This is a genomic window from Weissella viridescens, assembly GCF_001437355.1.
GTDB classification, from domain to species: domain Bacteria; phylum Bacillota; class Bacilli; order Lactobacillales; family Lactobacillaceae; genus Weissella; species Weissella viridescens.
This window is the reverse complement of record NZ_JQBM01000001.1, coordinates 386681-402091: the sequence shown is the minus strand read 5'-3', so window position 1 is coordinate 402091 and position 15411 is coordinate 386681. Positions and strand designations below refer to the sequence as shown.

Genomic DNA, 15411 nt, shown 5'->3' with positions numbered 1-15411 from the left:
ATATGAATTTACCAAATAAGTTAACGGTTTTTAGAATGCTTTTAATCCCTGTCTTCATGGTGGTTTTGGCATTCAATCCTGACTGGGGAACTTGGTCGGTTTTAGGAACACAACTACCGGTTAGTCACTTTGTTGCTGCAATTATTTTTATTGTTGCATCGCTAACTGATTTTCTTGATGGACAAATTGCCCGTCGTGAAAATTTGGTGACTAACTTTGGTAAGTTTGCTGATCCATTGGCCGATAAACTCCTTGTTATGACGGCTTTGATTTTCTTCGTACAATTCCAATGGGTGGCGGCTTGGATGGTTGCCATCATTGTAATTCGCGAATTATCAATTACTGGACTACGGACGTTAATTGTTGAAAATAATGGAAAAGTTCTAGCAGCAGCGATGCCTGGTAAAATTAAAACATTCTCGCAAATGATTGCGATTATTTTCTTCCTATTACACAACGTTGGTTTTGCTGCGATCAATGTGCCATTTGCACAAATCATGATTTGGATTGCTTTGATTGCGACCGTCTACTCTGGGGTTGATTACTTTTACAAAAATCGTCAAGTCTTCAGTGATGGATTTAAATAAACGAAAAGCAGGTCAGCTGACCTGCTTTTTTGTTACACTTAATAATAAGAAAAATAAAAAAATTCTTCCAAAAACGAGTCTTTAATAAAGAAGGTGGTAGTCAGATGCAAATTGAAGAGATGGTTGGCCAGCAGTTAATTCAGCATCAACTCAGTATCACAAGCGCAGAATCATTGACGGCTGGTTTATTCGTGAGTCAATTAGCTAATGTGAGTGGTATCTCAGCGGTATTGCCAGGAGCGTTTGTCACTTATTCAGCCGCGGCAAAACATCAATTAGTAGGGGTGCCAAATGATTTGATTGAAAATTATGGCGTGGTTTCGGAGCAGGTAGCTTTAGCTATGGCTAGCGGGGCTCAAGCGGCTTTAAACACTGACTTTGCAGTTAGTTTTACAGGTGTAGCTGGGCCAGATGCTTTGGAAGGTCATCCAGCAGGCACGGTTTTTATTGGCTTAGTCGGACCACAACAGTACGCAAAGGTAATAAAAGTGGGCCTCACAGGTGATCGAAGTGCGGTCAGACAACAAAGTGTGACACAAGGAATGCAAATGGTATTAGATGCCTTAGCAGATTTAAAAATTTCTGATTAAAAAAGATTGCAGTTCGGTGTAAATTAGTTGTATACTAGTTTTACTTAAGTTAAAGTTAACAAACGGAGGCGTTTAAGATGGCAAGTGGAAAAAATATTAATCCTAATAAAAAAATTGAAGGTCGTATTGAGAATCAAAAGGACCGTGAAAAAGCGCTGGATGATGCATTAAAGAAGATTGAAAAGTCATTTGGAAAGGGTTCTGTCATGAAGTTGGGTGACAGCAAGTTTACCAAAACTGAAGCAACCTCAACAGGTTCATTAAAGTTGGACATTGCGTTAGGTATTGGCGGTTACCCTAAGGGTCGAATTGTTGAAATCTACGGTCCTGAATCTTCAGGTAAGACGACTTTGGCTTTGCATGCTGCGGCTGAAGCCCAAAAAAATGGGGGAATTGTTGCCTATATTGATGCGGAAAATGCAATTGATGTGCAATATGCTCGTGCACTTGGGGTTGATGTTGATGAATTGTTGCTTTCACAACCAGATACTGGTGAACAAGGGCTAGCGATTGCTGATGAATTGATTAGCTCTGGAGCGGTCGATCTTGTGGTTGTTGACTCTGTTGCGGCACTGACACCAAAGGCTGAAATTGATGGTGAAATCGGTGATTCAACAGTGGGACTACAAGCTCGAATGATGTCACAAGCTTTGCGTAAGATGTCAGGATCAATCCTTAAGACAGGAACAACTGTCATTTTCATCAATCAATTGCGTGAAAAGATTGGTGTGATGTTCGGTAATCCCGAGACAACACCAGGTGGACGAGCACTTAAGTTTTATTCTTCTGTCCGTCTAGACGTTCGTCGTAAGGGTGGTATTGATGCGACTAAGGCCGATGGAGACAACGTCAAGTCAATCGGTAACTTGACTCGAATCAAGGTTGTTAAGAACAAGGTTGCAGCCCCATTCCGTGAAGTTGAACTGGAGATTATGTTCGGTAAGGGAATTTCAAAGACCGGCGAAATGATTGATTTGGCAGTAGATAAGGATATTATTGATAAGTCTGGTTCTTGGTTTGCATACAATGGTGAAAAAATTGGTCAAGGTAAGGTTAATGTTATTCGTTGGCTAGAGGATCCTGAGCACCAAGCCATTTATGATGAAATCTATACCCGCGTTCGGAATGCTTATCTTGGAGAACACGATGGATCAGAAGATTCAGATGAGGCTAAGTTAGCTGATTCAGGAGAAAATGCTGGCGCTGATACAGATGAAATTGACCTATTAAAATAGTATAAAATAAATACCCATTGATGATAACTTTATGTTACGTCAATGGTTTTTTTTAGAGAAATGGCTAGAAAATGGTTTTTTTCTGAAATATGGTGTATCATGGAATGACTAAATTCGTTGGGAGGAACCCGAATGTTAGAACCTTATAAATCTGAACAACATCGCTTAGATGGTGTATTAGAAAAAATTCAGGACGCAAAAGTTGCCAATGAATTAGAACGAGACAATGCTGATAAAAAGAAGGCTGACGTCGATGCAGGATGGAAAGATGTGCGCTATCGTTCATCGACTTACAGTGGTCTTTTTGAAACCGCTATGTCGGTGCGTCAACAGCAACAAATGCTCGAACAGCGTGAGGCTGAGATGAACTCGGTTGAACACCAAGCTGAGGTTCTAGAACATTTGAAAGAGCGACCTTATTTTGCACGAATTGATGTGCAAGATGCAGGTTCTGATGTAACTGAGCCGATTTATATTGGGTTGGCGTCATTTTCAGATGAACCAGATCATTTCTTGATCTATGACTGGCGTGCGCCAATTTCATCAATTTACTATGACGATGGTGTGGGTGAAGTGACATATACGACACCAGCTGGTGACCAACAAGCAACTGTCCACCTCAAACGACAATTCCAAATTGAGGATGGTAAAATTGAAACTATCTTTGATACCGATGAGGCCATTGGTGACCAAATGCTCTTGAATGCATTATCTGGTGAATCAACCACGAAAATGCAATCAATCGTTACAACGATTCAACGAGAACAAAATAAAATTATCCGAAATACTTCTGCAGATTTGTTATTTGTACAAGGTGCAGCAGGATCTGGTAAAACTTCAGCTGTCTTACAGCGGGTAGCTTACTTGTTGTATCGATATCGTGGTCAATTAACATCAGGTCAAGTCGTGATGTTTTCACCAAACCAACTATTTAATGACTACATTGATCAAGTCTTACCCGAACTTGGTGAACAAAACATGGTTCAGATGACTTATTATCAATATGCTTCACGACGCTTACCACGATTTGAATTGGAAACTTTGCAAGAAAGATTTGAAGCTCAACCTGGGACTGTTCAAAAAGAGTTGATTGATTTGAAGGGAACTTTGGATTACTTCAATGTGATGCAAACGTATGCTAAAGGTTTGAATCAAAAGGGAATTCAAGTACGTCCAATTAAATTTAGAGGCGAAGAAGTGATTAGTGCGGATCGCATTAAGGAAATCTACTATAGTTTCAATGAAAACTATAATCTAGGAAACCGTCTCTTTGCGACAAAGGAACGCTTGCTTAAAATGTTGCAGTCACATGTGCGTTCAGAAATGAATGCTGAATGGGTTGATGAGCAAATTGAAAATCTATCTAAAGAAGAATATGATTCAATGATGGGTGATCAAGAAAAAGAATTTAAGTCAGATAAAGAAGAGCACAATTACATCGCGAAAATTATTGTGACGAATGAAATGGCACCAATTATTCGTGGTATTAATCGTAATCGTTTCATTAATATCAATCGCCAATTCGTACACTTTTTGAAGAGTGTGCCTTATTTGATGGATTTGACGCAATACCAGCTTACTCAAGCTGATTGGGATGCCGGAGTAGAGGCAACGGTTGCTCAAATGCAACAAGGTAAATTGAGCTTAGCAGATATGACACCATTTATGTTGTTGTTTGATTTAATTAAAGGAACACATGGTGAACGTGATATTCGCTTCTTGTTTATTGATGAGATTCAAGACTACACACCATTCCAATTAGCCTTCTTGAAGCGTAGTTTTCCAAAGGCACGATTTACAATGTTGGGTGATTTAAATCAAGCCATCTTTACTAAAGAAAATGCAGCTGGCTTGCAAGCCGATTTGACACATTTGTTTAATCCAGAAAAGTCAGAGTACATTGAGTTGACCGATACTTATCGTTCAACACAGCAAATTACGGATTATGCAAAAGCTATTTTAGTTGATGGTGCGACGATTAATGCCTTTGAACGCGAGGGTGATAAACCAAGTGTCAAAGTAACGCAGAATGAAACTGAAATGATTGATGCGGCTGTTGCTAAAGTTAATCAAGCCAGTGATGCACACGAAACAACGGCGATTATCACAAAGACCTTAGCTGACGCCGAGGAGGCCTATGCACAATTGCGTGATCAGTTAGACGTCACAATCATCAGAACTGAAAATCAACGCCTAGTTCCAGGTACAATCATTGTGCCAGCCTATCTTGCCAAAGGGTTGGAATTTGATGCGGTCATTATGTGGGACGCTAACGCAGAGAAATACCATGCTGAGGATGAACGCCAATTGGTTTATACAATCGCCTCACGTGCAATGCACCAGTTAACTGTACTAGCTGATCAAAAGTTGTCACCCTTGTTAAGCAATATTGATGAGAGTTTATATGTGAAGGAATAATGAATATGACAGAGCCATCAATGAATTATCAAGTAATTAAACGTGAGGACTGGCGTAAGCTTGGGCAAACGGCATCGAATGATGTGAAGTCTAAATTAACCCCTCAAGTACTGTCTGAACTTAAAGCGTTTAATGATCAAATCTCATTAGATGAAGTTGATGCTATCTATAAGCCTTTGGTGGCATATATTAAGACCCAGTATCGCCAGTATGGGCAAGATCGCAAGGTACAGGCTGAATTCCTTGAACAGCCGCAGACGCCGAGTCCATTTGTGATTGGGATTGCAGGTTCAGTTGCTGTTGGCAAAACAACCACGGCACAGTTGTTGCAGTATCTATTGCAAGCTGAATTTGGTCAAAGCGAAGTTGCCTTAGCAACAACTGATGGATTTTTACGCTCAAATGAGGAACTTGTTCAGCAAGGTATCATGGAGCGTAAAGGGTTTCCAGAATCATACAATATGCCGAAACTACTTGAATTTGTTGATGCTATTAAAGATGGGGACGAAGAAATTCGGGCTCCAAAGTACTCACATGATATTTCAGATGTACTGCCAAATGAGTATGACTATTTTAAGCGTCCAAAAATTTTCATTTTAGAAGGAATCAATACATTGCAAGCCACGCCAGATGCACCGGTATATTTGTCAGATTTTTTTGATTTGTCAATTTACTTGGATGCTGATACTGATTTAATCGCTCATTGGTATTTAGATCGATTTGTTGCGTTACTTAATCAAACGGCGCAAGCCCAAGATCCAAATAATTTCTTCTATTCTTGGACACAAATGCCGTTTGACCAGGCCATTAGTCAGGCTCGTCAGGTTTGGGAAACAGTTAATTTACCTAATTTAGAGGATTACATTTTACCAACAAGAGAGCGCGCAGATCTTATCTTGCACAAAACGGTTGGACATATCATCGATGAAATATGGTTACGCAAATTTTAATTAATTAACTTTTATAGATGTCAATAATGTGACAAACAGTAAAAGAGTCGTGGTTTTATTTAAAATCACGGCTTTTTTTTATAAATTAAGACCATTTTTTTAGCAAAAGCCATTTTAATATAAGTCTGAAAACCCCTTAAATAGTCAGTGTTTTAGCCTGTTACACTGATTTTTATGTCGTAAATGTTACATATTGTGAACGTAATTATATTTATTATAACTAGATGTAACGTTTTCGTAATTTACAAAGAGCTTGAATTGGTAAACTTATCTTTGTTGTTGCGAAGGAGTTTTCGCAAGCGAATTATATTAATTGAAATAATTAATTATTAAAATAAAAGCGTAACTAAGGGGATTTAATTTCATGAGTAATACGACTAAAAATGCTGCACTTGCAGTTGCTGGGTTAGCTTCTGTTTTTGCTGCCGGACAAACAGTGGCCAATGCCGCAACTTACACTGTTCAAAAGGGTGACACACTTTCAGAAATCGCCAGCAAGTTCAATCTAACGGTTGAAGATCTTGTTTCAACAAACAAAATTGCTGATAAGAACTTGGTTTTCACTGATCAAAAGATTGAAGTAGCAAAGGCAAGTGATGCTGATAAGGCGAATGATGCTGATGCAGAAAAGGCTGCTCAAAAGGCTGCTCTTGAAGCAAAGCAAGCCGCCCAAGAACAAGCTGCTCAAAAGGCTGCTGCCGAAGCTGCTGCCCAAAAGGCTGCTGAAGCGAACAATGAAGAGGCAAAGCCAGCTGCTGAAGTAAAGTCTACTACTCAAGAAACTGAACAACCTGCAGCTGTTGAAGCGGTTAAGCCTGTGGCAAAGCCAGCTGCTACTTCAGGTTCAGGATCTACTTATGATGAATTTATTGCTAATGGTGGAACAGACGCTATGTGGCAAACAATTGTTCAACCAGAATCAGGTGGAAACCCTAACGCGGTTTCACCAAATGGTTATACTGGTTTGGGACAAACCAAGGAAAGCTGGGGAACAGGTTCTGTTGCTGATCAAACCAAGGGTATGGTTGGATATGCAACAAGCCGTTATGGTTCAGTTGAAAGTGCCATTTCATTCCGTCAAGCAAACGGTTGGTGGTAATCTAAAATATTATGAAAGAGTGAGTGTAAGCTCGCTTTTTTTTTGCGGTCAAAAAGTTGTTAACTTATTTGACAAAAAAACCTTGTATTTTAGTGTGATTCATTTATAATTAGTGTCTGTTCTCTTTTACTAACTGTTGGTAAGAGAAGTTAATTTGAATTTGAAACGGAAGGTATATAAGTATGTCAGAGACTGCTATGCATGCACAACCAGTGGATGTGCATGGAAAACCTTATAACCGAACAATCATGATCGTTTTGATCTTGGTTGCGACTTTTGCAGGGGTTTTGATGCAAACATCTCTTGGAACTGCGATTCCAACTTTGATGGATGCATTTGATATTAATTTAGCTACAGCCCAACAGGCCACAACCTGGTTCTTGTTGGCCAATGGAATTATGATTCCGGTTTCGGCTTATTTCACAAGTCGAATTCCAACGAAATGGCTATATTTGATTGCCTTTGGTCTATTGTGGGCCGGAATGGCGATTACAGCTTTTACCCCAGAACAACATGATATGTGGTGGATGTTCCTATCTGGACGTGTGCTTGCCGCACTAGGAGTTGGAATTTCAATGCCATTGATGCAGGTTGTTATGGTAAATATTTTTCCAGCTGAACAACGTGGTGTTGCCATGGGGCTTGGTGGATTAGTTGTTGGGATGGCACCCGCTATCGGACCGACTTTATCTGGTTGGATTTTGGATAAGAATCACGTCATCTTAGGTCTTACAATATCTGATTCATGGCGTTCAATTTTCTACCTACCAATGGCGGTTTTGGCAATTGTGTTTATTTTGAGTTTCTTCTTTATGAAGGATGTTTTATACACACACGATGTCAAGCTTGATGTTTTGTCTTTGATCTATTCAATTATTGGTTTTGGTAGCTTCCTACTTGGATTTACCAATGTTGGTAGTGATGGATGGGGCGATGTTAAAACGGTTATTGCACCGATTGTTATCGGAATCATTTTCATTGCCATTTTCATCGTCCGCCAATTACATTTAACGGACCCCTTCTTAAATGTCCGTGTCTTCATGAATAAGCAATTTACGATTACAACGATTGCCGTTATGATGGCAATGATGGCGATGATGGGTGTTGAGATGATGTTGCCAACATACTTGCAAAATATACACAATTTGAGTGCATTAACGTCAGGTTTGATTTTGTTACCTGGAGCATTGATGATGGGGATTATGTCACCAATCGCCGGGATGGCATATGACAAGGTTGGGGCACGCCGCCTTGCCTTAGTTGGTTTCGGTCTGCTTGCCATTGGAACAGTGCCATTCATGTTCTTAACAGCTGATACACCAATTCACTTCATTACGGCACTTTATACTGCACGTATGTTTGGTGTTGCTATGGTGATGATGCCATTAACAGCTTCTGCGATGTCTGCATTACCAGCTGCCGAAGCTAATCATGCTACGGCTTCGAATAACACGGCGCGTCAATTGGCGTCAGCTGTAGTTGTGGCGTTGCTAACATCAATTACGCAAAACATTATTACGAACAACAAGCCAAGCGATGCACTACGTACGGCGAACCCATTAAGTTATGGGGCAAAGATGATTGATGCTTCAATGGATGGATTCCAAGTTTCATTCTTCATTGGCTTCCTCTTTGCAGCCATTGGTCTTGTAATTGCTTTGTTCTTACGTAAAGGTAAGATTATTGCAGATGAGACGACTGATGAAATGACGAAGGAGAACTAAAACATGATTATTGTCTTATTATTACTTTTTGTCGTGTTGACCTTTGTTTCATGGATTTATATTAAACCTGTAATTTTACGTGCTATCGCGGGGACAATCTCATTAATTTTGTTGATGGCCAGCGTTTGGGCAATGACAGTAAACTTTACGGATCATTTTGGTATGAAGAAGGTTACGACAACACAGACAACACAGATTTATACTGCTGGTGATACAGCATCTCCAGCAAACATGTTGTTAGCCCAAGAAATTGGGAACAAGTCAAATAACTACGTTATGATTTACCGTAACAAGGCGAATGATAAAGAACCAGTTGCTCACAATAAGCCAGATACAAAGCATATTGTTGAAGCTGTGAAAAAGACGGCTACTTATCAAACTACCAGCGGGAGTCAAGCAACCGCAGAAACCACCACTACGCGTTGGCGTTTTAAGAATGATTTCTATAAGATGTTGTTTGGGGTGAGTGATCAACAAAATCAACTTATCAAGCAACATACGGTTGTACGAGTACCGGACAAGACATGGGCAGTTTTGTCACCTGATCAAGCAAAAACATTAGGTGCTAAGCAGAAGCAAATGCCTGTTCAAGCACAACAAGCACAACAGATGCAAATGAAGCAAGGTGTCCAAGCCAAAATGATGGCTTACATGCAAGCTCATCCAACCGCATCAGCAGCTGAACAAAAAGCACAAGCAAATGCATTTGCTGCCGAATTGACAACAAGTGCGATTAAGCAACAAGTTTCAAAGTAATTCGAAATTGGGGCTAGCACATATTTGGAAGCTGTGCTATACTATAAATATAGTTTAAAAGATTTTTGTTTTATGTTTCGATCCTTTTTGAAATATGGCATGGTCGTTTTGGATTATTAAAAAAAGATTGGCAATATGCCAGGAGGTTCGTAACAATGGAACAAGGTACAGTTAAGTGGTTTAACGCAGATAAGGGATTTGGATTTATTGCTCGCGATAACGGAGACGATGTATTCGTACATTTCTCAGCTATCCAAGGTGACGGATTTAAGTCATTAGACGAAGGTCAAAAGGTTGAATTCAACGTTGTTGATGGAGATCGTGGATTACAAGCTGCGGATGTTACAAAGCTTTAATCACAATTAAAGAACAGCTCTTCATTGAGCTGTTCTTTTTTTTATGGAAAACGTGAGTAAAAATGACAGAATGGATTAAGACAGTTACCTTACCAGAAAATCAACCAGCCATCACTTTGCGTGAACAAATGCAAATCTGGCAGCTACCCAAACGTATACAGGGGCAATTACGGCAACAAAAGCGAATTTATGTGAATCAGGCCTATCGGAATATGAAAACGATATTGTACGCAGGTGATGTTGTGACGATGCGTCTTTTGGAAGAAGATTTTGTAACACCAATTTCGAGTTATGTCTCTGATGTTCGTCAGCCAATTGATGTTCTGTATGAAAATGATGATCTATTAGTCGTAAACAAGTGTAATGGCATCAAAACGCATCCTAATTCACCGCTAGAAGACGGTACGTTGATGAACTATGTGCAAGGTTATCTAGCTGAGCGGTCGCACGAAAATGCATATATGGTCCATCGTTTAGATGAGGCTACCTCTGGGGCGATTCTAGTCGCTAAGAATCCGATGGCTGCAGTTTTGCTAAATGCCTATCTGCGAGACAAAACAATTAAACGAAGCTACGTGGCACGTGTGACAGGTCATTTAGAGGAAGCGAGTGGCACGATTCGATTGCCGATAGGGTTAGATCCGTATCATTCACGGTTACGCATGGTTAATGGCGTAGAGGCTCAGGATGCTGTTACGCACTGGCGACTAATTGAAACTGATTCAAATAGTTCATTGGTAGCTATAGAGCTTCAAACTGGTCGGACACACCAAATACGTGTCCATTTTGCAGCGATAGGGCATCCAATCGTGGGTGATAGCCTGTATAATCAGCAATATAATGGTGATGCAAGATTAATGCTGCATGGGTCGGAAGTCGGGTTTATAAAACCTTTCTCGCAAACAGAAATGAGAGTGAGTGCACCGATACCAGGCCTGTTTTGGAACAAAGGTTAAACAGTGTCATCGCGATAAAAAGAGCTTTGTTGAGAACTGAAAATAATTTTAATTAAAATCAATATAAAAATGATGTGGAAGTAATTTTAGTTCAGTTTAAGGCTAGCTTTTTCCGCCAAAAAAAGGCATAATTGTATATAAATGAATACATAATTAGATTTGTAATTACCCGATATATATAAACTCTTCTAAGAAGGATGCCTATGCTTTATCGAAATTATTTTAAACGCTTGATAGATATGTTAGTTGCTGCGCTTGTGTTAATTATTGGATGTATCCCAATGCTAATCGTAGCGATTATTGTAAAAATAACCTCTCCCGGGCCAGTGTTCTTTAAACAACGCCGTTATGGCTTGAACTCAGAGCCTTTTAATATGTATAAATTTCGTTCGATGTCCGAGCGGGCTCCTGAATTAGCCAATCAAAACTTTGCGTATATGGATGCTTATATCACGCCTGTTGGCAGTTTCTTAAGAAAAACATCGATTGATGAATTACCACAGCTGATTAATGTGTTTCTTGGGAAAATGAGTTTGATTGGGCCTAGACCATTGGCTGATACAGATCGAAAAGTGCTTGATTTACGCCGTGAGTTTGGTGCTGATCAAGTACGTCCAGGTATCACAGGTTTAGCTCAAGTTAATGGACGTAATAATATTAGTGATGTTGAAAAGGCTGAATACGACACTGAGTATGCACAACATGTTACCGCGCGAAATGATTTTGCGATTGTTGTGCAAACAATTGTCAAAGTCGTCAAGCAAGCCGACATTAACCATGAATAAAAAAGACCTTTGGCACTATATTGTGCCGAAGGTCTTTTTTTATTGTTAATTGTTAAGCCCAGTCACCATTACGGAAGACAGGAACGGTTTTTCCGTCAAACGTAATGCCGTCAACATCCATATCAGCAGAGCCAATCATGAAATCAACGTGAACTAATGATTCGTTTTGACCATGCGCTTGACGCTCTTCAAGTGGCATTTGTGTACCACCTTGAATGTTTGAAGGGTAGGCCGCACCAAGTGCCAAATGGTCTGAGGCGTTTTCATCAAATAGGGTATTATAGAATGTGATTCCAGATTGTGAGATTGGGGAAGGATCTGGTACAAGCGAAACTTCACCAAGTGAGCTAGCACCTGCATCAGTTGCAATCAGTTGTTTGAGAATAGCCTCGCCGGTAGAAGCGTGGGCTTCAGTTACATGCCCATCCTTGAAGGTGAGTTGGATATCTTTAATGAGCGTCCCAGCGTATGACAGTGGTTTTGTCGATTGAACGTGGCCATCGATATGACGATAATCTGGAGAAGTGAATACTTCTTCGGTTGGCATGTTTGCGATGAAGGTGTGTCCAGACTTATCAGCTGAATCGGCAGCCTCCCAAAAATGGTTTTCAGCTAGACCAATGTTAATGTCAGTGATGGGGGACTTAAAGTGGAGTGACTTAAAGTTTTGTTGGTTTAGCCATTGTGACTTAGTCTTTAACTTGGCCACGTGTGCTGCCCAATCGGCTTCAGGGTCGTTGTCGACTGAGATGCGTGAGACTTTGAAAATTTCAGCCCACAATTGGTCTTGAGCATAGGGAGCCTCTAAGTCAGGGAAAACTTTTTGGGCCCATGCTTGCCCGGCAGCGCCGATAACAATCCAATCAAGATCATTGTTCATGGTTGCCTGACGGACGGGAGAATTGGCCCGTTGCATGGCTTGTTCTAGCGTCGAAATGCGGTTGTCATCAATATGACTATAACCATCAGGGTCTGCAGACAAGATTGAGATACGGGTGGTGTTAGCATCGGCAATGTTTTGTGAACGCACAGGTACCCAAGTTGGCACTGTTGCCAGTGCTTCCTCTGGTGCATTTTCTAGGAACGCGCGTTTGGTGTGTAGGTCAGACCATTCCACATCAACACGTGTTGCACCACGTTCATAGGCTGCATCAGTTAACTTATGTACGAATGGGGCTTGTTCGATTTCAGCGTAAATTAAAATAGATTGTCCTTTGCGGACATTAACGCCAATTGATGTCACTAAATGGGCATACTTATCAAGTAATAAATCAAAATGTTCAAGTGTCATAGTTGGGCCTCGTTTCAATTATTAGAATATACTCATTCTACAATACCTCTGGTCGAAACACTAGTCACCTGAGCTTATCAAAAAAATGGTAAGTTTTTGGGAAGTTGACTGAAATGTAGTATAATTGAAGAAATGTGATTTAAATGCAGGCCGGAGGAAGTATTAAATGCGACGAGTGATTACGTATGGCACATTTGATATGCTACATTATGGGCATATCAATCTATTGCGCAGAGCCAAGGAACGAGGCGATTATTTAATTGTCGGTTTGTCAACAGATGAATTTAACTGGGAAGCAAAACATAAAAAAACATACTTCAGCTATGAGAAACGCAAACAGTTACTAGAAGCCATTCGTTATGTGGATTTAGTGATTCCTGAAGAATCTTGGGCCCAAAAATCACAAGACATCATCTTATATCAAGTGGATGAATTTGTAATGGGTGATGATTGGCAAGGTAAATTCGACTATTTGGCTGATGAGACTGGTGTTGAAGTGACATACTTGGAACGCACACCTGAAATCTCAACGACTCAAATTAAGGCTGATTTGAATGATAAAAACCTAGCCGATATTGACGATTAGGTGTTTGTTTAATTTTGTTAAAATTTAATTAATCGTTTACGCTGAATTTTTGGCGTGAGCGTATAATACATAGAAATGAATGGATGAATGGAGAGCAACTGTGACTGATTCAGATAAAAAAATTAAAGTACAGGCTTCATTTGTGACGAAACGTTATGAAATGGCACCTACGAATGCTGATAAAATGAAGGCAGCCCTTTCGAATAAAACCTTTCCAAGTTTCTGGGCCTTACGTGGTGTAAGCTTTACAGCCTATGAAGGTGAAACGATTGCAGTCGTTGGGACCAATGGGTCTGGGAAATCGACATTAATGAAAGTGATGTCTGGGATTATTCCGGCCACCTCTGGTGAAATGAAGGTAAATGGCGCTGTGTCGTTAATTGCGATTAATGCCGGTTTACGAGGCAATATGAGTGGGCGTGAAAATATTCGTCTGAAGGGTTTGATGATGGGGATGTCCAATCAAGAAATTGATCAAAAGATGGACGATATCATCGCTTTCTCTGAACTAGGTGATTTCATTGATCAACAGGTTAAAAACTATTCTTCAGGAATGAAATCAAAACTAGGGTTCTCTATTTCAGTACATGCTGATCCGGATATTTTAATTATTGATGAGGCATTGTCGGTTGGGGATGCAACATTTAACCGTAAATCACTAGAGAAAATCCGGGAATTTCAGGCGCAGGGTAAGACGATTTTCTTCGTTTCGCATGACTTGCAACAAGTTCGTGAGATGGCTGACCGCGTTTTGTGGTTGCATTTTGGAAAAGTGCGCATGTTCGGACCAACAAATGAAGTGATGGATCATTACGATGAATTCGTGAATGAGTATAAGCAGTTGAGTCAAAGTGAGCAGGCGCAATATCGCAATGAACTACGCGATGCGCAAGAGCAGTTTACGCTTGATGACCTATATCATGAAACGGTTTCAGATGTGGCATCGACACAACAAGCTAAACAGTTAAAAAAAGAAATTTATTATGAGCAACATCCTAGTAAAATGGCGCGCTGGGAAAAATGGATTATCGTTGTATTGGCGTGTCTAATGATTTTAGTTGGAGATAAAATTGCCCTTAATCTGGGATTCAAAACCATTGTGGAAAAGCCGGCAACTTTGGTAACGGGCTGGACCCCAAAAAAATTGCATGCGCTCGATGAACGTCATGCTAAAGAAACTAAAGAAAAGGCTGCCTTACATAAGCAACAGCAAAACGGTAAGCGGAAAGAGAGTGAGTGACCATGAGAGATTTGATGCAAGTTTTGCAAGAAGTTTGGCATAACTTTCCAATTGCAAATCGGTTGGCGCGCTTTAACGTTCGTTCTCGTTGGGCTGACAACTATCTCGGATCGGTATGGGATTATCTAGAACCGCTCATGTATATTGGAACTTATTTCGTTGTTTTTGGAATGGGACTCTATAATGGAAATGTTGCTGGCGTGCCATATATCCTTTGGCTATTAACAGGAATTGTGCCATGGTATTTTATTCAAGGTGCCTTCAATAAAGGGTTGACCAGTGTTAGTTCGCAATTGAATCTCTTAACTAAAACAAACTATCCCATGTCAATTGCACCGTTGATGCCGCTATTGGAAGAAATTCGACGATACTTTGTTTTGACTATTTTTATGGTCATGGTGCTGATTGCGTTTGGCTATCATCCAAGTATCTACTGGATCCAAATTTTATATGCAATTCCATGTATGCTGATTTGTATGTTTGCCATTGATTTATTAAACTCAACGTTGACGATTGTTGTGCCTGATTATAAGACATTCGCGAACTCATTGTTCCGATTGATTTTCTTCTTTTCAGGAATTGTTATTAACATTGATGCAAAAAACTTACCGGTTGCAGTGGTTTCGGTGATTAAAATGATGCCGTTCTACTATATCATTCAGATGTTTCGAGATACCTTTTTATACCATCGGTGGTTTTGGCAACAACCGTCGAATACGTTATTCTTCTGGTTGGTCGTTACTTTAATTTTGATTGGTGGCGCGCATCTACATGTGCGCTTTAGAAATCGATTTACTGACTTGATGTAAAAGTTAAAACTCATTTTGCGGATTGCAAA

General features: G+C 40.1%; 15 protein-coding genes. 14 read left to right on the top strand and 1 reads right to left on the bottom strand.

The genetic code is table 11. The annotated features are described in order from the left end of the window. Positions 1-2: 2 nt before the first annotated feature. The 11 genes from pgsA (at position 3) to IV50_RS01880 (ending at position 11456) form a co-directional block, all read left to right on the top strand. Complete coding sequence (gene pgsA, locus IV50_RS01930; protein WP_057744278.1) at positions 3-587, top strand: CDP-diacylglycerol--glycerol-3-phosphate 3-phosphatidyltransferase; 585 nt, start codon at positions 3-5, stop codon at positions 585-587. Between the two features lie 104 nt (positions 588-691). Then, positions 692-1177, top strand: a complete 486-nt coding sequence (locus tag IV50_RS01925; RefSeq protein WP_057744274.1) for a nicotinamide-nucleotide amidohydrolase family protein — start codon at positions 692-694, stop codon at positions 1175-1177. A 77-nt stretch (positions 1178-1254) separates the two neighbouring features. Further along, complete coding sequence (gene recA / locus IV50_RS01920; RefSeq protein ID WP_057744272.1) at positions 1255-2412, top strand: recombinase RecA; 1158 nt, start codon at positions 1255-1257, stop codon at positions 2410-2412. 132 nt (positions 2413-2544) lie between these two features. Next, positions 2545-4830 carry an RNA polymerase recycling motor HelD gene (helD, locus tag IV50_RS01915; RefSeq protein WP_057744268.1) on the top strand — a complete coding sequence of 762 codons (2286 nt, stop codon included), beginning with the start codon at positions 2545-2547 and terminating at the stop codon, positions 4828-4830. Positions 4831-4835: 5 nt separating this feature from the next. Beyond that, positions 4836-5780, top strand: coding sequence for a type I pantothenate kinase (gene coaA, locus IV50_RS01910; RefSeq protein ID WP_057744645.1), 945 nt, complete (start codon positions 4836-4838; stop codon positions 5778-5780). Positions 5781-6144: 364 nt separating this feature from the next. Beyond that, positions 6145-6879, top strand: coding sequence for a LysM peptidoglycan-binding domain-containing protein (locus IV50_RS01905; protein ID WP_057744266.1), 735 nt, complete (start codon positions 6145-6147; stop codon positions 6877-6879). Between the two features lie 182 nt (positions 6880-7061). Next, positions 7062-8603: an MDR family MFS transporter gene (locus IV50_RS01900; RefSeq protein WP_084736678.1), complete on the top strand. Its 1542-nt coding sequence runs from the start codon at positions 7062-7064 to the stop codon at positions 8601-8603. 3 nt (positions 8604-8606) lie between these two features. Then, a complete protein-coding gene (locus tag IV50_RS01895; protein ID WP_057744263.1) occupies positions 8607-9359 on the top strand; it encodes a DUF4811 domain-containing protein in 753 nt (250 codons plus the stop codon). 155 nt (positions 9360-9514) lie between these two features. Further along, entirely contained in the window at positions 9515-9715 is a 201-nt protein-coding gene (locus IV50_RS01890) for a cold-shock protein (protein WP_057744259.1), read from the top strand. A gap of 62 nt (positions 9716-9777) precedes the next feature. Then, the gene (locus IV50_RS01885; RefSeq protein WP_057744256.1) at positions 9778-10671 is read left to right on the top strand and encodes an RluA family pseudouridine synthase; all 894 of its coding nucleotides are present in this window, start codon (positions 9778-9780) and stop codon (positions 10669-10671) included. 203 nt (positions 10672-10874) lie between these two features. Next, positions 10875-11456, top strand: a complete 582-nt coding sequence (locus tag IV50_RS01880; RefSeq protein ID WP_057744253.1) for a sugar transferase — start codon at positions 10875-10877, stop codon at positions 11454-11456. A gap of 52 nt (positions 11457-11508) precedes the next feature. Here IV50_RS01880 and IV50_RS01875 read toward each other — a convergent pair whose 3' ends face one another. Further along, on the bottom strand, positions 11509-12747 hold the full coding sequence (locus IV50_RS01875; protein WP_057744250.1) for an aminopeptidase: 1239 nt from the start codon (positions 12745-12747) through the stop codon (positions 11509-11511). A 166-nt stretch (positions 12748-12913) separates the two neighbouring features. Here IV50_RS01875 and tagD point away from each other — a divergent pair, with 166 nt between their 5' ends. The 3 genes from tagD to IV50_RS01860 all read left to right on the top strand — a co-directional run bounded on the left by tagD (position 12914) and on the right by IV50_RS01860 (position 15382). Next, a complete protein-coding gene (gene tagD, locus IV50_RS01870; RefSeq protein WP_057744247.1) occupies positions 12914-13333 on the top strand; it encodes a glycerol-3-phosphate cytidylyltransferase in 420 nt (139 codons plus the stop codon). Positions 13334-13412: 79 nt separating this feature from the next. After that, positions 13413-14573, top strand: a complete 1161-nt coding sequence (locus IV50_RS01865; protein WP_082626033.1) for an ABC transporter ATP-binding protein — start codon at positions 13413-13415, stop codon at positions 14571-14573. A 14-nt stretch (positions 14574-14587) separates the two neighbouring features. Then, the gene (locus IV50_RS01860; RefSeq protein WP_057744243.1) at positions 14588-15382 is read left to right on the top strand and encodes an ABC transporter permease; all 795 of its coding nucleotides are present in this window, start codon (positions 14588-14590) and stop codon (positions 15380-15382) included. The last annotated feature ends 29 nt before the right edge of the window (positions 15383-15411 follow it).

Coding starts and splice junctions, on each gene's coding strand:
- helD (WP_057744268.1), top strand. CDS start 2,545: ATGTTAGAACCTTATAAATCTGAACAACATCGCTTAGATGGTGTATTA.
- IV50_RS01875 (WP_057744250.1), bottom strand. CDS start 12,747: ATGACACTTGAACATTTTGATTTATTACTTGATAAGTATGCCCATTTA.
- IV50_RS01880 (WP_057744253.1), top strand. CDS start 10,875: ATGCTTTATCGAAATTATTTTAAACGCTTGATAGATATGTTAGTTGCT.
- IV50_RS01890 (WP_057744259.1), top strand. CDS start 9,515: ATGGAACAAGGTACAGTTAAGTGGTTTAACGCAGATAAGGGATTTGGA.
- IV50_RS01925 (WP_057744274.1), top strand. CDS start 692: ATGCAAATTGAAGAGATGGTTGGCCAGCAGTTAATTCAGCATCAACTC.
- recA (WP_057744272.1), top strand. CDS start 1,255: ATGGCAAGTGGAAAAAATATTAATCCTAATAAAAAAATTGAAGGTCGT.
- tagD (WP_057744247.1), top strand. CDS start 12,914: ATGCGACGAGTGATTACGTATGGCACATTTGATATGCTACATTATGGG.
- pgsA (WP_057744278.1), top strand. CDS start 3: ATGAATTTACCAAATAAGTTAACGGTTTTTAGAATGCTTTTAATCCCT.
- IV50_RS01865 (WP_082626033.1), top strand. CDS start 13,413: ATGGATGAATGGAGAGCAACTGTGACTGATTCAGATAAAAAAATTAAA.
- IV50_RS01885 (WP_057744256.1), top strand. CDS start 9,778: ATGACAGAATGGATTAAGACAGTTACCTTACCAGAAAATCAACCAGCC.
- IV50_RS01900 (WP_084736678.1), top strand. CDS start 7,062: ATGTCAGAGACTGCTATGCATGCACAACCAGTGGATGTGCATGGAAAA.
- IV50_RS01895 (WP_057744263.1), top strand. CDS start 8,607: ATGATTATTGTCTTATTATTACTTTTTGTCGTGTTGACCTTTGTTTCA.
- IV50_RS01860 (WP_057744243.1), top strand. CDS start 14,588: ATGCAAGTTTTGCAAGAAGTTTGGCATAACTTTCCAATTGCAAATCGG.
- coaA (WP_057744645.1), top strand. CDS start 4,836: ATGACAGAGCCATCAATGAATTATCAAGTAATTAAACGTGAGGACTGG.
- IV50_RS01905 (WP_057744266.1), top strand. CDS start 6,145: ATGAGTAATACGACTAAAAATGCTGCACTTGCAGTTGCTGGGTTAGCT.